The sequence below is a fragment of the Acetobacter sp. UBA5411 genome, from assembly GCF_002409645.1.
Classification (GTDB): domain Bacteria; phylum Pseudomonadota; class Alphaproteobacteria; order Acetobacterales; family Acetobacteraceae; genus Acetobacter.
The window spans coordinates 188,440-206,465 of the sequence record NZ_DHNR01000031.1 but is presented as its reverse complement, the minus strand read 5'-3'; the positions used below and the strand labels follow the sequence as shown (position 1 = coordinate 206,465).

Annotated in this window: 18 protein-coding genes; 3 read left to right on the top strand and 15 right to left on the bottom strand. The window is 58.1% G+C overall.

The genetic code is table 11. The features are described from left to right. Positions 1–63: 63 nt before the first annotated feature. The 13 genes from B3759_RS10245 to B3759_RS10185 all read right to left on the bottom strand — a co-directional run bounded on the left by B3759_RS10245 (position 64) and on the right by B3759_RS10185 (position 11,497). Positions 64–558, bottom strand: coding sequence for a hypothetical protein (locus tag B3759_RS10245; protein ID WP_291365816.1), 495 nt, complete (start codon positions 556–558; stop codon positions 64–66). 236 nt (positions 559–794) lie between these two features. After that, entirely contained in the window at positions 795–1,277 is a 483-nt protein-coding gene (gene ybaK / locus B3759_RS10240) for a Cys-tRNA(Pro) deacylase (RefSeq protein ID WP_291365815.1), read from the bottom strand. Positions 1,278–1,466: 189 nt separating this feature from the next. After that, positions 1,467–2,771, bottom strand: a complete 1,305-nt coding sequence (locus B3759_RS10235) for a DEAD/DEAH box helicase (protein WP_291365814.1) — start codon at positions 2,769–2,771, stop codon at positions 1,467–1,469. A gap of 364 nt (positions 2,772–3,135) precedes the next feature. After that, the gene (locus tag B3759_RS10230) at positions 3,136–4,038 is read right to left on the bottom strand and encodes a BadF/BadG/BcrA/BcrD ATPase family protein (RefSeq protein ID WP_291365813.1); all 903 of its coding nucleotides are present in this window, start codon (positions 4,036–4,038) and stop codon (positions 3,136–3,138) included. Continuing rightward, complete coding sequence (metW, locus tag B3759_RS10225) at positions 4,035–4,637, bottom strand: methionine biosynthesis protein MetW (protein ID WP_291365812.1); 603 nt, start codon at positions 4,635–4,637, stop codon at positions 4,035–4,037. The genes B3759_RS10230 and metW overlap by 4 nt, the downstream gene beginning before the upstream one ends. Position 4,638: 1 nt before the next feature. Continuing rightward, the gene (gene metX / locus B3759_RS10220) at positions 4,639–5,850 is read right to left on the bottom strand and encodes a homoserine O-acetyltransferase MetX (RefSeq protein ID WP_291365811.1); all 1,212 of its coding nucleotides are present in this window, start codon (positions 5,848–5,850) and stop codon (positions 4,639–4,641) included. Positions 5,851–6,085: 235 nt separating this feature from the next. Continuing rightward, on the bottom strand, positions 6,086–6,814 hold the full coding sequence (gene ccmI, locus B3759_RS10215) for a c-type cytochrome biogenesis protein CcmI (protein WP_291365810.1): 729 nt from the start codon (positions 6,812–6,814) through the stop codon (positions 6,086–6,088). A 33-nt stretch (positions 6,815–6,847) separates the two neighbouring features. Next, positions 6,848–7,333, bottom strand: coding sequence for a cytochrome c-type biogenesis protein (locus B3759_RS10210; protein WP_291365809.1), 486 nt, complete (start codon positions 7,331–7,333; stop codon positions 6,848–6,850). Then, on the bottom strand, positions 7,330–7,923 hold the full coding sequence (locus tag B3759_RS10205) for a DsbE family thiol:disulfide interchange protein (protein WP_291365808.1): 594 nt from the start codon (positions 7,921–7,923) through the stop codon (positions 7,330–7,332). Before B3759_RS10205 ends, B3759_RS10210 begins: the two co-directional genes overlap by 4 nt. Then, complete coding sequence (locus B3759_RS10200) at positions 7,920–9,899, bottom strand: heme lyase CcmF/NrfE family subunit (RefSeq protein WP_291365807.1); 1,980 nt, start codon at positions 9,897–9,899, stop codon at positions 7,920–7,922. The genes B3759_RS10205 and B3759_RS10200 overlap by 4 nt, the downstream gene beginning before the upstream one ends. 139 nt (positions 9,900–10,038) lie before the next feature. Further along, the gene (gene ccmE / locus B3759_RS10195) at positions 10,039–10,551 is read right to left on the bottom strand and encodes a cytochrome c maturation protein CcmE (RefSeq protein WP_099347365.1); all 513 of its coding nucleotides are present in this window, start codon (positions 10,549–10,551) and stop codon (positions 10,039–10,041) included. Next, the gene (locus B3759_RS10190; protein WP_180952740.1) at positions 10,548–10,718 is read right to left on the bottom strand and encodes a hypothetical protein; all 171 of its coding nucleotides are present in this window, start codon (positions 10,716–10,718) and stop codon (positions 10,548–10,550) included. Before B3759_RS10190 ends, ccmE begins: the two co-directional genes overlap by 4 nt. Continuing rightward, positions 10,715–11,497, bottom strand: coding sequence for a heme ABC transporter permease (locus B3759_RS10185; RefSeq protein WP_291365806.1), 783 nt, complete (start codon positions 11,495–11,497; stop codon positions 10,715–10,717). The genes B3759_RS10190 and B3759_RS10185 overlap by 4 nt, the downstream gene beginning before the upstream one ends. A gap of 216 nt (positions 11,498–11,713) precedes the next feature. Here B3759_RS10185 and B3759_RS10180 point away from each other — a divergent pair, with 216 nt between their 5' ends. The 3 genes from B3759_RS10180 to B3759_RS10170 all read left to right on the top strand — a co-directional run bounded on the left by B3759_RS10180 (position 11,714) and on the right by B3759_RS10170 (position 14,319). Continuing rightward, the gene (locus B3759_RS10180) at positions 11,714–12,007 is read left to right on the top strand and encodes a YciI family protein (protein WP_291365805.1); all 294 of its coding nucleotides are present in this window, start codon (positions 11,714–11,716) and stop codon (positions 12,005–12,007) included. Then, entirely contained in the window at positions 12,004–12,426 is a 423-nt protein-coding gene (locus tag B3759_RS10175; RefSeq protein ID WP_291365804.1) for an EVE domain-containing protein, read from the top strand. Before B3759_RS10180 ends, B3759_RS10175 begins: the two co-directional genes overlap by 4 nt. A 453-nt stretch (positions 12,427–12,879) precedes the next feature. Continuing rightward, positions 12,880–14,319, top strand: a complete 1,440-nt coding sequence (locus B3759_RS10170) for a glucoamylase family protein (protein ID WP_291365803.1) — start codon at positions 12,880–12,882, stop codon at positions 14,317–14,319. 77 nt (positions 14,320–14,396) lie between these two features. Here the strand turns inward: B3759_RS10170 and B3759_RS10165 are convergent, their stop codons facing one another. Together B3759_RS10165 and B3759_RS10160 are read right to left on the bottom strand one after the other, a co-directional pair. Then, complete coding sequence (locus B3759_RS10165) at positions 14,397–15,257, bottom strand: transporter (RefSeq protein WP_291365909.1); 861 nt, start codon at positions 15,255–15,257, stop codon at positions 14,397–14,399. 179 nt (positions 15,258–15,436) lie between these two features. Continuing rightward, complete coding sequence (locus B3759_RS10160) at positions 15,437–17,875, bottom strand: membrane-bound PQQ-dependent dehydrogenase, glucose/quinate/shikimate family (protein ID WP_291365802.1); 2,439 nt, start codon at positions 17,873–17,875, stop codon at positions 15,437–15,439. Positions 17,876–18,026 lie beyond the last annotated feature (151 nt).

The following is an 18,026-nucleotide window of genomic DNA, read 5'->3' as shown; positions in this document are numbered from 1 at the left end:
AGGCGGCACGGTTCTTTTTGCAAGATTTCCTTGATAAAAAGGAGGTTTTCTTGAAATCAGCCCTTAATGCTCCGTCCCTGTGACGGTAGTTGGGGTGCTGGTATTGAGAAGACGAGACTGAGCAGCTTCGGGTGATGTATCTTTTACGGAAGTCGTTGTTGTAGCAGCACTTTTTTTATCGGGCTGAGGCTCGACAAAGGCAGAAATCCAGCCTTTCGGACGTCTACCTGTTGCAACAGCACGCCTGACGCAGCCACGTACGACAGTCGCGCACACACCATCCGTGCCGATCAGCATATCGTTGTCACCGCTGTAATAAACGTCCTGCACTTTTCCATCGACAACACGAAAATCAGCCACACAACTTTTTCCGTCGCCACCGCCGATCCCATTGACGATATTCTGCAATGACTGCACCGGAATCAGCGTTGAATTTGCAGATGTTTCAATGTTTCGCCCACGCTGATATTCATAAATCGTTGTGTTATCATCAATTTTTTTGATTTTATCTGGTATGCCGGCACAGGCTTGTACATCTTTTTCATCCATGCCGATCATGCTTGATTGCGCTTTATGCGCCACACGGGAGGCATAATAGCCGCATCCGGACAGGGGGATGACAGAAAGCAGACACGCCAGAGAAGATACGCGACAGAAAGCGCCAGACCGAAGCAGCAAAAAACGTCTCTCAGACTATTATGGGAAGGATTACACCTGACAATATAGAGGATACAGAGGCATTTCAATGCATTTCCATAAAATGACAAAATCTATCAAATTACAGCGGCGTGCCATTAGCCATGAGAAGCCACAAGATCAGCGAGTTGCCCCTGCATTGCCGCAAGTGCGTCTTTGACACTCAATCTGACCTGCAAACCGCGTCCACCACCATTCATTAGAATATACGGCAGATCTGATGCTTCCTGTGCGAGGAAAGTCGGCACATTCCGGCGTCCGCCAAAGGGGCTAATCCCGCCAACCTTGTAACCGGTGATACGCTCAGCATCAGCAGGTTTCATGATTTTTGCGCTTTTACCACCACAGGCAGTCGCCAGTTTTTTCAGGCTCAACTCCTGCGCGACAGGGATAACCGCACAGATCGGCTTTCCATCCACTTCCGCCATCAGCGTCTTGAAAACCCGTTCGGCAGGCTCATTGACCGCCGCTGCCGCATGCACACCCAACTTGCCCACCGAAGGGTCATATTCATACTGAAGCATCTCAAATGGAATGCCGCTGCGCTTAAGGAAAGCGCTAGCCGGAGTTGTCTTGCTCATGAGCTTGTTACGCTACCTTGTAAAATTATAACCCCTGTCTTGCCCTCTTTAACCCGGAGCCTATGTCGAGACAAAACGATGTGGCAAATCCGGAATCAACAAAAAATCCCCCGAGCCTTTTCAGACTCAGGGGACGAAAACATTACAAAATTCTTATTCGACCGCAGCCACCTAAGGCCGAAGCTTTTATCAGGCGACTCGACGTGTTCCCCGAGGACGACGATTGCCGCCTCCTCCACCGCCGCCGCCATTGCCGTTACGACCACCGCCGCGGTTCGGACCACCGCGATTCTGGCCACCACCACGGCCGCGGCCACCACCCAGAACAGGCGGACGCTGTGTCGAATGTTCGGCCGCATCGGAATGATAAGGATGATCCCGAACAACAGGCACGCTTTTCCCGATCGTCCGCTCAATATCTTTCAGCCACGCCCGCTGCTCGGGATCGCAGAACGAGATAGCCCAACCTTCACGGCCGGCACGCGCCGTACGCCCGATGCGATGCACATAGCTTTCCGGGATATTGGGCAGGTCATAATTGAAAACGTGCGAGACTTCATCAACGTCAATACCGCGAGCTGCGATATCAGTGGCCACCAGAACCTTGACTGACCCGGAGCGGAATCCGCTCATCGCCCGTTCGCGTGCACCCTGAGACTTGTTGCCGTGAATCGCCTCAGCCGTAATCCCGTTTTTATTCAGGAATTCCGCAACCTTGTTCGCCTCGTGTTTCATCAGTGTGAACACAACAGCCCGAACAACCTTTGGTGATTCCAGCAGAAGAAGAAGCGCGTCTTTTTTCTGGTCGGGATCAACAAACATCACGACCTGACGGATGCGATCCACGGTGCTGGACGGAGGCGTTACCTCGACCTTGGCGGGATCACGCAGGAGACTGCCCGCCAGTTCCGTGATGCTGTTCGGCATAGTGGCCGAGAACAAAAGGGTCTGGCGATCACGCGGCAGGGCAGCGACAATGCGCTTGATATCGCGCACAAAGCCCATATCCAGCATCCGGTCTGCTTCATCCAGAACCAGAATTTCCAGATCACGCAGATCAATGAAACCCTGCCCCATGAGATCGAGCAGACGACCCGGCGCCGCCACCAGAACGTCCACGCCACGACGCATCGCTTCAACCTGACGACCCTGACCCACGCCACCGAAGATCACGGTGTGGGTCAGTTTCATGTGACGGGCGTAGGACTTGAAGCTTTCATCAATCTGGGAGGCCAGCTCTCGCGTGGGCGCCAGCACCAGAACGCGGGCGCCCTTCGGGGGGGCTGCATGACGGTGTGTCAGAAGATGCTGGAGAATAGGCAGCGCGAAAGCGGCTGTCTTGCCGGTTCCGGTCTGCGCAAGACCAAGCAGATCACGCCCTGCCAGAAGATAGGGAATGGATTGCGCCTGAATCGGCGTCGGCTCCGAATAGCCTTCTTCGGTAAGAGCCCGCAACAGGGGTTCGGCAAGCTGCAGGTCGGCAAACGTGGTCATTGAGCGAAGACACCTCTCGGAATACCACAGGGACAAAAACTTCACACAGCCTGTGTCTGATGACACAATCCGGCGTAACGAATTCCTGCTCCATCAACCGCTGATCCTGTAGCAGCCTTACCGGGAAGGCTACGGCCATTATTCCGCTGTTGCTGGAGAGTTAGGCGAACAATTTATATGAGACTGTTAGCACAGCTTGTTTTAACAAGTTGTTCACAGAAACTGTACGAGCCCTACATCATTTTTCGCTGAAGCTCAAGCCGAACAGCCCGTTTTCACACTTCGAAACACAGCATATTCACAGATTTCATTCATAGCAAAGGAAAATCCCGATGCCAGAAGAAAATACATGAACTTTTATCCATTACATCATGGAGGCCCGCTCCATCGCAACTCTCATTGCGCCATCAAGGGATGTTCCCTGACAGGATACAGTTTTGTCTCTGACAGTCTGAGGACACCAGGGCAAAAGCTCTACTGCGAGACCTCCTGTAAAAGCGACTTTCATTTCTGAAAATCCGTCTTTTTTCAAAAGAGTCTCTACAAGCGACGCAATATCCTGTCCAGCCTTTTCGAGAAGTTTTACAGCCGCTTCACATCCGTTTTTCGCAGTCTTCAAAACAATCGGCGCAAGAACGGCAAAATCAGCCGCTGACGCTCCAACGCTCCATGTCATGGGATCAGACCCCAACTCTTGCAGATGATGTCGAACTGCAATGAAAAGATCGCTTTCCTCTATCCGACCATCGGACGCCGCGAGCATGTGACGAACAGCCGCGAGACCGATCCTGGCACCACCGCCTTCATCGCTCTGTGGAAAACCCCACCCACCGACACGATGGTTACGATCTCCACAGATGGCATAGCCAACAGTGCCCGTACCTATGGCGACAATCGCACCATCCGCGCCGTTATGGGCTCCCAGACACGAGGTATAGGCATCCGTCCGAACATCAAAAATCGTTAAATATGGAAGAAGTGCTTTCAGTTTTTCCGGACGTCCTACGACTTCGGCACCCGCTGCACCCGCTGCCGCAATCCATTTCACTTCGCCATTATGCAGCACATCCTCGGGCAGGCCCGCTGCCTGTATCGCGTGGCGCAACGCGCCTTCCATGGATTTCGCTGCCTGCTCAACGGATGTTGCAATATTGGCAGGTCCACCGCGGCTTTCTGCCAGCACATCGCCAGAAGGGGTTGCAATACGCAGGACTGTTTTGGTCGCTCCCGCATCCATGGCGAGCAGAAGCTTTGACCGATCGGTCAACGTCCTTTGCCGAGACGGAAAAGCGCCTGCTCTCCAAAAAGATTTGCGAGACGGATGGATCGCCGCCAGGGCGCACGATCTCCCTCCTCATCAATGGCCATCCATTCATGCACGCGGTAACCGTCCTCGTCACACAACGCGAGAAAATCCCTGATTGTGCAAGGATGAATGTTTGGCGTAGCGTACCAGGGCGTGTGCCAGACAGCTGTATTCGGCATCCTGCCGCTGAGCAGCAGCTTCAGCCGCATCTCCCAGTGACCGAAATTCGGAAAAGAGACGATAGCATATCGTCCGATCCGAAGCATCTGACGCAGGACCTCGCGAGGCCGCTCAACAGCCTGTAGCGTGCGTTGCAGCACGACATAGTCAAAGCTGTTGTCGGGGTAATGCGCCAGATCGTGATCCGCATCCCCATGCACCACCGGCAGGCCATGCGCCACGGAGCGTGTGACCTCTCCCATATCGATCTCGATCCCGCGCGCATCACATCCCCGTGTGCGGAAAAGATGGTCGATCAGGGTGCCGTCACCGCTTCCGATATCCAGAACCCGCGTGCCGGGGGTGATCATCTTTGCAATCAGACGCTGGTCAAGACGCATGTCAGTGTCCTTTCGACGTCCGGCGAGAAAGACCCGCATGTTCGGCCGCGCCGCTCAGGAACCCCACGACCGTACGGTCGAAATCAGGCTCATCGAGAAGGAACGCGTCATGCCCCTTGTCACTCTCAATTTCAACGAATGACACATTCGCCGCGGCACGGGTCAGAGCCCGCACGATCACCCGTGACTGGGAGGTTGGGAAGAGCCAGTCCGAAGAGAAACAGACGACGCAGAAGCGGGTTCGGGTTTCCCGGAATGGCCCGGCGCAGTCGCCGTCATGTTCCATGCCCAGATCCATCCAGTCCATCGCCCGAGTGATGGTGAGATAGGAGTTGGCGTCAAAGCGGCGCACGAAGGTCGAGCCCTGATGACGCAGATAGGATTCGACCTCAAAAATCTCGCCAAATGTGGATAGCGCGCCGGGAGAAGCCCCGCCAGCAACCGGTTCGTCACACCGACGCACCCGTCGACCGAACTTTCGGGTCAGGGCTTCTTCGGAAAGATAGGTGATGTGCGCCATCATTCTTGCGACAGCCAGTCCGCGGGCCGGAATGGCCCCCGTTTCCCAGTAGCGTCCTCCATGCCAGTCGGGATCGGCGAAGATCGCCTGCCGGCTGACTTCATTGAACGCAATATTCTGGGCGGAATGGAAAGGCGCTGTTGCGATCGGCATCGCCGCGAAAACCATATCCGGATAAGTCGCCGCCCATTCAAGGACCTGCATCCCCCCCATCGAGCCGCCGATCACCGCAAAAAGCCTGTCGATCCCGAGCTGCTTTACGAGCAATCGTTGCGCCCGGACCATGTCGCGGATGGTGATGGGGGGAAAGTCTGTCCCCCACGGCTCTTCCCGGCTTATGCCATTTTCGCCCGTCACTGTGCGAAGGGAGCGCGGTCCTGTCGAACCCATGCAACCGCCGAGCACATTCGAACAGATGACGAAGAACTTGTCCGTATCAATCGGTTTGCCCGGCCCGACCATGCGTTCCCACCAACCGGGCTTTCCTGTCACCGGCTGGGTCTCGGCCACATACTGATCGCCCGTCAGGGCGTGACAGATGAGGATCGCATTGTTCCGTTCGGGCGACAGGGTGCCATAGGTCCGGTAGGCAATCTCCACCGGCGCGAGCACGGACCCGCAGTCGAGCGTCAACCCTTCCGGGAATACAGAGCGTGTGTGTTCAACCGTAGAAGGAATGACAGTCTGGTCCATAAACCGGGGCTTCCAAAGATTACCGCCACATAAAGGCCAAAATCATCCGGATCAAGAACGAGACAGAACGCCTCTTTCCAGAAAGGGTGTGCAGACTGCACGCAAAACGACATCGTCGACAAGCGTGCAGGAGCTTACACTCCTGTAACCACAGCCTTTTTGCCTCTCAAAACCGCCCATCAAAAAAGAATCGGCACTCTTTTGTGACATCACAAGGAAATGGACCGGGTAAGCCTCAGGGCTGTTCCTGCTCATGCTCACCCTGAGCAATCCGCTGCTCGACAGCTTGCCGCCACGGCGCATCCTTTGGAGCCGCATCCAGCGCCTGTCGATACAGCGCAAGACTGTCCGCACTGATATGTTTTTCAGCCCGGACCTGTTCTTCCGCCAGTTCGATGGCCAGATCCGGCTCAAAGTGCAGTTCCAGAGCCTTGCGCCACGCGTCCATGGCGGCCTGCTCATGTCCCCGGGACGCCTCCGCCTGACCGAGCAGAATGTAGCCCTGCCGCAGTTGTGGGTCGCTCATCGACATTTTCGACAAGGCGTCCTTGAGCTGGGCGATGACCTTGTTCGCCCGCATGTCACGCTGAGCCAGCGCTTCCAGACGAGGTTGCAGCGGCTGAGCCGGGAAACCCGGATGACCACCGGTCCAGTAGAGCGCTATCGCCGCCAGCGGGATCAGCGCCAGAGCCAGAATGATTTTCACAGGACCGGACCGGTCCACCATGCTCGCCGGAGCCCGGTCCGCCACCAGAATCCGCCGCTGGATCTCAAGCTGGGCGATGCCGTGTTCAGATGGCGCAATCATGCCGATATCCAGATCACGATCCAGCTCGACCAGCTGCGCTTCATGCAGCGCCAGCGCCGTGCTGCGTTCGTCCCGGGCGACAGCGCGACGCCACAGGGTGAAGCCCGCAGGCAGCAGGGTTATCGTGCTCAGAAGAGCAATGCTGAGCCAGATCATACGTCACGTCCGAGGCAAAGGGCAGAAGAGAAGTTACCGGTCATCGCCAAGCTCCCTGAGCCGTGCCTGTTCAGCAGCACTCAGCGGTGCGGGCGTCGTCGTGCGACGACGGAAAATCATCACCGCAGACACAATGCCGATCAGCAGGGCCAGAACCGGCATGCCCCAGAGCAGGAGTGTCGCAATCGTCACCGGTGGGCTGAGACGGATGAAGTTGCCGTACCGTGCCACCATCCAGTCGATGACCTGCTGGCTGTTCTCGCCCTTGGCGACATGCTCGCGCACTACCTTGCGAAGATCCCGCGCCAGACCGGCGCTGCTGTCTTCAATCGACTCGTTCTGACACACCAGACAACGGAGTTGCGCCCCGATCGCCTCGGCCTGTCGTTCCTGCTTTGGATCAGGCAGCATCTCGGACGGATCATCGACCGCCCATGCCATGACAGGTGCGGATAGGCAGACCAGCAGCAGAGCCGCTTTCAGCCTGAACGCTGTCTTTCCGCGGAACAGAGCCCTCATCCGCTCACAGCCTTTAGCGCATTCTTCAGGCTGTCACGCACCTCCGGGCTGTCGAGGCCGGCGGCGCTGTGCCAGACGATCATGCCGCCGGGCGCGATCAGGAAGCTTTCCGGCACGCCGGAAACACCCCAGTCGATGGCCACGCGTCCGTCACGGTCGCTGCCGATCCGGGCATAGGGATTGCCTGCGTGCTTCAGCAGACCCGCCGCATTCTCAGGCTTGTCCTTGTAGGCCACACCCCAGATCGGCAGCTGTTTCTGTAGCGCAAGAAGTGCTTCCATCTCGGCGATGCAGGGGATGCACCATGACGCGAAGAAGTTGATCAAAACCGGTTTTGTCAGCGTCTTCAGGTCCGCCGTCGCAAACCCCGTGCCGGGCGTCTGATCCGGCAGGGTGAAGTCCGGAACCGGACGTCCTGTCACGGGCGCGTTGATGTCGTGCGGATTGAACGAGCCGGTCTGCATCCCGGCCAGCATTTTCCAGAACGCCACGCCACAGATACCTGCCCCACCCAGCAGCGGAACGCCAAGGAGAAGGCGGCGACGCGTGACAGTATTCTGACCGTCAGGAGGAGTCTGTTCGCTGCTCATTCTGCTGCCACCACATCTGGGGCCGGAGCCCGTCTTGGAGCGCCCACGCGCATGCGACGATCGGACAGGGACAGCGCCCCACCCATCGCCATTATCAGCGCCCCGAACCACATCCACGGCGCCAGAGGGTTATAGTGAAGACGCAACACATAGGTCGGATTGCTGTCCGGTCCATGCTTGTCGCCAATCACACCGTACAGATCGGCCAGTCCATTGGTGTGGATCGACACTTCGGTCGTCGTCTGGTTCTGCGCGTTGAAGCTGCGCTTGGACGGGTGCATGACCGTCACCAGATGACCATTGTGGTGGATCTCGATGGTCGCCACCATAGCCATATAGTTCGGGCCCGGCACTGTCCGGACATCTGTAAGCGTCCATTCGTAGCCCGCCAGTTCTTCCTTCTGGCCGACATGCACCTCAACAATCTTGTGCTGGGCCTGCGACATGACTGCCAGCCCCAGCACGCTCACGCCGACACCGATATGCGCCAGCGCCGCGCCGAATGCGGAGCGTGGCAGGGACTTCGCCCGCTGGATGCTCTGCGAAAACGACACGCGGAACAGCGCCAGACGACCGGCAATGTCTGTCAGGCTGGAACCGATGATCCACACCGCCATCGTCGCGCACAGGATTGGCAGCACGCCCGAAAGCCCGATCACCGTCACGGCGAACGCGGCCAGTGTGGCCAGCGCCGCCACCCACAGGCGTCTGAGAACCGGCCAGAGCTGCGCACGTTTCCACGGCAGCATCGGCCCGAACCCCATGAAGGTGAACAGCGGGATGGCCAGAGGAATGGTGGCCGCGTCGAAGAAGGGCTTGCCGACCGAGATCGTCTTGCCGAACAGCAGCGACATGAACGGCGGATACATCGTGCCGGTCAGCACCACGGCGCAGATCGAGCACAGCAGGATGTTGTTCAACACCAGCGAGCCTTCCCGCGAGACCGGGGCGAACAGGCCGCCGCTGGTCAGAGACGGAGCGCGCCATGCGAACAGCGCCAGCGATCCGCCGATGACCAGTCCCAGCAGGGCGAGAATGAAGATGCCGCGCGCCGGATCCTGCGCGAAAGCGTGGACCGAATTGAGGATACCTGAACGCACGAGGAATGTGCCGGAGAGCGAGAAGGAGAAGGTGCCGATGGCCAGCAGAACGGTCCAGATCTTCAGCGCCTCGCGCTTCTCGACCACGATGGCGGAGTGCATCAGCGCCGTGCCGGACAGCCACGGAATCAGCGAGGCGTTCTCCACCGGGTCCCAGAACCAGTAACCGCCCCAGCCCAGCACATAATAGGACCACCATGACCCAAGCGCGATGCCGCAGGTCAGGAAGCACCATGCCGCCACGGCCCACGGGCGCACCCAGCGCCCCCATGCCGCATCGACACGTCCTTCCATCAGCGCGGCAATGGCGAAGGCGAACGGCACAGCGAATCCGACATAGCCGGTGTAGAGAATCGGCGGATGGAATGCGAGGCCAGGGTCCTGCAACAGCGGGTTCATGCCCTGTCCGTCGAGCGGCGCGGGCCAGACCCGGTCGAACGGATCGGACGTTGTCAGGCAGAACAGTTCGAACCCGGCGGCTACGCCACCCAGCACACCAATCACCCGCGCCCGCAGGGCGGACGGCAGATTGCGCCCGAACGCCGCCACCGCTGCACCGCAGATGCCAAGGATCAGCGCCCAGAGCAGGATGGACCCTTCATGATTCCCCCAGACACCGGTGATCTTGTAGAGCAGCGGCTTGGTCACCGAGCTGTTCTCAAGAATGTTGGCCACCGAGAAGTCGTTGGTCACCGCTGCATTCACAAGGCAAAGGAAAGAGGCGACCAGCGCGATGAGCTGCCCCAGCGCCAGACCGGGGGCGAGCGCCATCAGGCGACGGTCACGCCTGCGTGCGCCCAGCACCGGCAGGATAGCCTGCGCCAGCGCGAACACGCAGGCCAGCGCCAGCGCGAAACGACCAAGTTCGGGGCTCATACGGCCTCACTTCTCTTTTTGGATATATCGGGAATAGGGGCTCTGCCCCCTGGCCCCCGCCAAAGGCTCACCTTTGGAAACCGTGCATGAAATTGAATCGGGTAGAGGTTGCTTTTGGAGAACAGACAGAGAGAGGGCATCAGTTCTTTCCGGCCGCTGTATCCTTGCCGGTCATGGCGTTCCAGCTTGCTGCATCAGGTGGAGGCCCGAATTTCGGGTTCCATTTCCCCGATTTCTGCAACGCTTCCGCCACTTCCTTCGGCATGTAGGTCTCATCATGCTTGGCCAGCACTTCGGACGCCACGAAGGTCTTGTCAGGCTCCAGAGAGCCCACGGCCACCACGCTCTGCCCCTCGCGGAACAGGTCCGGCAGGATGCCCTCGAAGCGCACGGTCACCGCTGCCTGACCGTCCGTCACCTGAAACAGATTGATGGGCGTTTCGCCCTGACGCTCACGCTTCACCGATCCCGCCACCACCATGCCGCCAAGCCGGATCGTGCGATCCGCTGCGGGCGGATGGTCCACTACCTGAGAGGGAGCCATGAAAAGCTGGATATTGGAGGAAAAGGCCGAAAGCGTCAGGCCGGCGGCCGTGCCCAGTCCGGCGACACAGGCGATGACAAGCCAGAGACGGCGGGTCTTGCGTTTCATGCGCGTTGTCCTCCCTGTGTCCCACTCTGGGCCCGGCCACGGGCCGCTTCCAGCGAGGCCAGTTTCAACCGGTCACGCTTCAGGCGCAGTGCTGCGCCAACGGACAGGATGACGGCCAGACTGCCCGCCAGTCCGTAGGACGCCAGAATATAAGGCAGGTGGGTCATGCGGATGCTTCCCCGGATACAGCCCGACGCGGGCTTGAGAGCAGACTGCGGATACGGCTTTCCATCACACCGGCCCGGAGACGTGCAACAACAATCGCGGTAAACCCAAGCGTGAACCCCAGTGTGGAAATCAGCAGCGGCCAGAGCATGGTCTGGGACATGGTCGGCGCACCGGTCAGGGTAATGCTGGCGGGCTGATGCAGTGTGTTCCACCACTGCACGCTAAACTTGATGATCGGCAGATCCACGGCTCCGGCCAATGCCAGAATGGCCGCCGCACGATAGCCGCGCTGCTGGTCGTCGAAAGCGTGGATCAGGGCGATGTGCCCAAGATAGAGAAAGAACAGCACCAGCACGGAGGTCAGTCGGGCGTCCCACACCCACCATGTGCCCCACATCGGCTTGCCCCACAGGGAGCCGGTCGCCAGACAGGTCGCCGTCACGCAGGCGCCGACAGGTCCGATCTCGACGGCGGCGAGATCAGCGAGCGGGTGCTTCCAGACCAGAGACAGCACCGAGCAGACGGCCAGCGCGAAATAGCCGGAAGACGACAGCCAGGCGCAGGGAACATGTACATACATAATGCGCACGGAATCACCCTGCTGCCAGTCGGCGGGGGAGAAAAACAGCCCCCAGCCCAGCCCGATCAGCGTGATGATCACGGCGGACCATGTCAGCCACGGCTGGATCCTGTCGCCCAGACGCAGGAAGCGGCCGGGGTTGGCATAGCGGTGAAACAGGGCTCCGGCCCGCTCTGTCAGTGTCGGCGTCGCGCTCAAGGTCCGTCCGTTCATTGGCAGGGCGCATCATTACGCCCATGTGGGTAAACCATTCCTTATGGCGCACCGCCCGCGAGCACGGAAGACGGCACGCAATCAGGCCCTGATGATCATGCAGGGGGTCGTGCGGGCTGTCTTCCTACACTATCATGCTGATATTGGCACGGGGTGCCCGCTGCATGGGCGGCACTCCCTCATTTCAACCCGGAGCCTCCTATGCTGTTCGCCATCATCTGCACCGACAAACCCGGCCAGTTCGAAACCCGCTCGGCCACGCGGCCGGATCACCTCGCCTTTCTCAAGACCTATGTCGACCGCATCCAGTTCGCTGGCCCGATGATGGGACCGGACGGCAAGCCCTCCGGCAGCATCGTCATGCTGGAAGCCGCCGATAAGGCGGAAGCCGAAGGTTTCGCCGCCACTGACCCCTATGCAAAAGTCGGTCTATTCGAAAGCGTGGTCATCCGTCCGCTGCGCACGGTTTTCCGTGATGGAAAACTGGCCGAATGAGCCGCGGCTACTGGCTGGTCAAATCGGAACCCGACGCCTTCTCCTGGGATGAACAGGTCGCCAACGGCGTCGAGCCGTGGACCGGTGTGCGCAATCATCAGGCCAAGAAGAATCTCGCCGCCATGAAAAAAGGCGACCGCGCGTTCTTCTATCACTCCAATGTCGGACGTGAGATTGTCGGCGTGGTCGAGATCGTGAAGGAAGCCTATCCGGACCCGTCAGCCGAAAGCGGGTCATGGGTCTGTGTGGATGTGAAGACCGTCGGCCCCATGCCGCGCCCGGTGACGCTCGCAGAGATCAAGGCCTCCCCCGAACTGGCCGAACTCGCTCTGGTCCGGCAGTCCCGTCTTTCCGTCGTGCCTGTGTCGGAAGAACACTGGGGCATCCTGTGCGGGATGGGCGGCTGGTCAAGGAAATAGGCGGCTATCTTGCTGGAACGGTCTTTCAGGGCTTTGCCCCGAACCCCACAAAGGGACGCGGTCCCTTTGATCCCGGTTTGCTAAAACAAAAGGGGCTGTGATCCTTTCCGGGTGGAGAGCATGGAGGCGGATTGTTGGCCTTCACCCCTATCTGTGTCTCCAGAAGCAGGATCGCACAGCGCTCGTTCTATGTTCTGTGCCGGTAAAAGTTGCCTGACAGCGCCATAAACAGGCCTCTTAAGACTGCCGTCATTACGCTCATTATTGTAGCGAAGTCTGCATGAAGCAGCAGAACAGTCACAATACCGGGAAAGCAGCAGGAACACTCTCATTGTCATAAAGTGTAAAAAACACACTGTTATGGGAGTCACGCGCTTCGTTAAAAGCAGAGGCTGGTCTACTGTCTGCCGGTTTGTTCGCTGGCCCGGAACAAACGGTCACACAGGAAGCAGAATGACGATCGCTCGTAAATCCCGACTTTGCGCAGTGAGCCTGATACTTGCAGGTCTCTCCTCTCAGGCACAGGCCAACCAGACCGCAGCCCCTCCCTCAGTCGTCAGAATGACCATGAGCGATCGCGCCATGGTTGATGATCTTGAGCACCGCACCTTCCTCTGGTTCTGGGAGGCGGCCGACCCACAGACCGGACTGATCCCTGATCGCTACCCTTCCCCGCAGACCTTCGACAGCGTCGCGTCCATCGGGTTTGGCCTGACGGCCTACGGCATCGGGGCCGAGCGTCATTACATCACACGGGAGCAGGCGGCTGAACGGACTCTGACCACCCTGCGTTATCTGTCCCGCCTGCCGGAGAATGATTCAAAGGATCAATCCTCCGGATTTCACGGGTTTTTCTACCACTTTCTCGATCCGAAAACCGGACTGCGTCTGAACCCGGATATCGAACTGTCCAGCATCGATACGGCGCTTCTCATGCAGGGCATTCTGTTTTCGCAGAGTTTCTATGACCGGAACACGCCGCAGGAAACGGAAATCCGCAGTCTGGCAGACAGTCTTTACAAAAGGGTCGACTGGCAGTGGATGAAGCGCCCCGATAACCGCCTGAGCATGGGCTGGGGACCGGAGCATCAGTTCATCTCCAACTACTGGGAGGGCTATAGTGAAGGCATGATGGCCTACATTCTTGGGCTAGGTTCGCCCGAGCAGGATTATGCCCTGACCCCGGCCTCATGGAAGGCGTGGCTCAGCACCAATGACAAGCGCTGGGGCGAGTATTACGGCCAGACTTTTTTAAATTTTGCCCCGCTTTTCGGGCACCAGTACAGTCATGCCTGGATCGACTTCCGGGGTATTCAGGATGACTGGGTGCGTGGAAAAAGCGTTGATTATTTCGAGAACAGTCGTCGTGCGGCCTATGCCCAGCGCGCCTACGCCATGGCCAATCCGGGCGGATGGCACGATTACAGCGCGACTGTCTGGGGACTGACCGCCTCCGACGGCCCCGGTGAAATCACGCAGAAGGTGGACGGCAAGGATAAGCGTTTCATGTCGTATGTCGCTCGCGGAACAGGCCGCGATTATGTGCAGGATGACGGAACGATCGCACCGACTGCGGCTGTCGGCTCCATTGCCTTTGCGCCTGAAATCGTGCTTCCCGCCATACGCGAAATGAAAAGCCGCTATGGAAAACAGGTTTACGGCAAATACGGTTTTGTCGACGCCTTCAATCCCAGCTTTCAGGATGGCAAAACATTCTGGTCTGATCGTGAATATGTCGGAATCGATCAGGGGCCCATTCTGCTCATGATTGAAAACTGGCGCGACGGGTTTGTGTGGAATGTCATGAAGCGCAATCCGTATATCCGCACTGGTCTGCAGCGCGCCGGTTTTTCCGGTGGATGGCTGGAGACGAAAAACGCGCAGTCAGAATAACAGGTTTGCAGAGCGTCGTCTTTTTCGGAAAGGCGATGCTCTCTGAAGCTTTTTGTAAAAAGCTGTGTAAACGAGCTTCAGGGCCAGAGATAGACAAGTTTGATATAATAGGCGTTGCTTTCAGGTATGTTCCGTCCTTCCACAGAATGACTGTAGCGGGCCGTCAGGCTGAAATCCCTTGCAATGTTGAACATGATACCGGTTCCAAGCGCGACCTCCCGGCTATTGGAATCATCCAGATACCGGTCCGCCGTTCTGTCATAGGTGCCGGTCACATTCTGCCAATCAAACGCAAAAAACGGCTCAATGAGCTTGGTGGCTTTCCAGCTGAAACGCAGATTGCTGTAGAAAACCACACCCGGAGAATAGCTGTGTTCTCCAGTCTTGTGCTTCCCACCGCCCACAACCGTTCCGGCATCACCGTCGAAGCTGAAATGCTTCCATTCATAGTCAAAGATAAGACTGGAAATGTTCGACCAGTAACCCGGCGTCAACGCATCGCGCGTGCCGGAATTGGTCTGCATGAAGGTCTGAATACCGAACGTGCTGTGTGAATTCGGCTTGAACCACGCAGCCGGTCCCACAATCGTCGGACCAAGGCCGCCATAGTTGGTGCCGTTGGAAAGGTTGTAGCTTTCCGTCTGGATAAGCTCAAAAGCAAAGCCGACATGGGGAATGGCGTCAAACGTGCGGAAATGCACATATTTGGTCATGCCCGCCCAGGTATGGCTTCCTTCTCCCGGCTTACGCTGACCGCCGGAATTATAGTAGCTGCCGGCCGCATTGCCGTCGCCATACTGTACCAGAACATTGAAGGGCTTGAAATCGACCGGCAGGTCATACTCGTGCGGACCAATGATCCCGAGCGTGACATCCGAAGCCGCAGCCTTCCTTGCAGGGATAAAGCTGAGTGTCGATGCAAAGACACACAACACCATACGACGGTGCCATGCGGCCCTTTCTGTGAAGTGCATTGGTTTTATTCCGGAATAGCCGGGACTGCATGAGCCACGCGCTGCGACTCATACAGTCCCTGTTGAAACCAGTTCAGAAAACAGAAGGGAAGAGGGGCAGAAGGCGTCGGCTGTGCCGTTCCTTCTGCCCGTTCCAGCGCTTTTTACTTCGTAGCGCCATCAAGTGTGTAGGCGAGGATGTAATCGCCTGAGCGCGTCCCAAGACCACCATGACCACCGGCGGCGATCAGCACATACTGCTTGCCGTCGACTTCATAGCTCATGGGGGTCGCCTGACCGCCAGCCGGGAGACGATCCTTCCAGATCACCTTGCCTGTGGCGACGTCGAACGCACGCAGATAGTCGTCCGCTGTCGCGCCCATGAACAGCAGGCCGCCCTTGGTCACAATGTTTCCGCCGATGTTATACATGCCCGTGGGCAGCGGCAGATTGTTGTGCGTCCGGAAAGGACCCGTATCACGCGTCGTGCCGACAGGGTGCTGCCATACGATCTTCTTCGTTACGAGGTCGATCGCGGTCAGCGTACCCCAGATTGGTCCCTTGCAGGGGATCTGCAGCGGGTTCAGCCAGGGGTTGGTGTAGGCGACATACGGTGTACCGTAGTCAGGCGAGATGGCCAGAGCGTTGCCTTTCGCCGCAGGCTCGTTGCCTGCGCCCTGCCATTTCGGCAGCACGCCTTCCTGCTCAAGCTTGTTACGATGATCGAGCTTGATACGGAACGGCAGGTAGCTGGCGTTGGCGAACATCAGCTTGCGGGCCGGGTCGATGGTGATGCCCTGCCAGTCAACGACACCATAGAACGCCGGATAGACGATCGTGGTCTTGCCGACGTGCGGCGGCGTGAACTGGCCTTCATAGGCCGATTCACGATATTCGAGACGGCACAGCATCTGATCCAGCAGGGTTGCACCCCACATGTCGGACTCTTTGAGGTTCGCTGGCGTCAGGCTCGGCATGGCGGCCGGATAAGGCTGCGTCGGGCTGACGCGATCATCCGGAGCATGACCGGCTGTCGGAACAGGACGCTCCTCGACCGGATACCCCGGAACCGGCTGACCCGTACGACGATCAAGCACGAAGAACTCACCGCGCTTTGTGCTCTGCACCAGAGCCGGAACGGTCTGACCGTTTGCATCCGGCAGATCGACCATGGTCGGACCACTCGGAAGATCCATGTCCCACAGATCGTGATGGACCGTCTGATAGAGCCAGCGACGCTCACCCGTCACGATATCGAGGGCGACAGTCGCACTGGATGTTGCGTCATCGAACGGACGACGTGAACCGCCCCAGTTGTCCGGCGGAGCATTGCCCGTGCCGAAATAGACCAGACCAAGAGCAGGATCGGCCGTGTAGACGCCCCACGCATTCGGTGTGTCACGCGTAAGCATGTCACCCGGACCCGGCGTCCATGTCTCGGGGTTGTGGCCTGCATCCCATGCCCAGGCGATCTTGCCCGTGGTGGCGTCGAAGGCACGCACAGCGCCGGAAGGCTCGAAGTTGGCCTGATTGTCAAAGATCCAGCCACCCGTGATCAGACGGTTTTTCATGACCATCGGAGGCGAGGTGATGAAGTGGAAACCCAGCGGCACATTGCCCATGTATTCGCGCATGGAAATGAAGCCGTGATCACCGAAGTCATCACAGGGCTGACCATTCTCGGCATTGACCGCGACGATGCGGGCATCAGCCACCGGTGAGTAGATACGCTCACGGCAGGATGTCTGGATCTCGTCGGGAATGCGATAGTAGGAGACGCCACGGCAGGCGAGATAGACATTCGTGTCCAGATCGGCCTTGGCCGGCTTCGGATCGTACTTCCATTTGACCTTGCCGGTCTTGGCGTCCAGCGCCATCACCCAGCTATGCGGGGTGCATATATAAAGAGTGTCCTTCACCTTGATGGGGGTCAGTTCAAGGTTGAACTCGTGACCCGCATCCGGCCCGGCCACAACCGCTTCACCCGCCTGCTGCGTGTCGCCGGTTTCCGTGACCCATGCCCGTTTCAGATTACTGATATTGGCCGGTGTGATCTGATCCAGCGGGGTGTAACGCTGCCCTTGGGCATTACGGCCATAATAGTGCCAGTCACCGGCAGGAACACCGTCATGCATATCCGGCAGGCTCGCAGCCATGCGGTCAGCAGCCACCGTGCCGTTGATCGAATAGGAAGAGAAGCAGCTTGCAACCAGCGCAAGGCAGGAAACAGCCAGCGCCCCGAGGACTTCCCGCTTGTCGGTCATCCACGTTGAACCGGCGCGCCAGACGCCCGGGATCAGCAGCCAGACGCCAAGGCCAACAAGCGTCAGAAGGCGAACTTCAAGGCCCCAGATATCAAAGCCGACTTCAAACAGCGACCAGACAGTCGCCAGCAGCAGGAATGCCGCATACAGGCGCATTGCCGTCTGTGGCTTGCTCAGCCCCAGAACGGCTGCGGCAAGCATGACGAATCCTGCGAGCGCGTAAAACCACGAACCTCCAAGAAAAAGAAGCTTAATTCCTCCCAATAAAAGAAATAAACCTACAATTCCGAAAATAACAGAGGTTATGACTGACCATAACTTCATGCCACTTTTCTGCATTTCATCTTTCTTTCTTATGCAATCCCTGCGGATGTCAAAAAATTATTTTCGAACATGAAACAAAAGACTGCGCGGACAGATGAACGCATTCACTGCAACGGGCATTTTCAAAACAAGTTATTAAGGATGTGGATCACGAAGAATTGTTTTT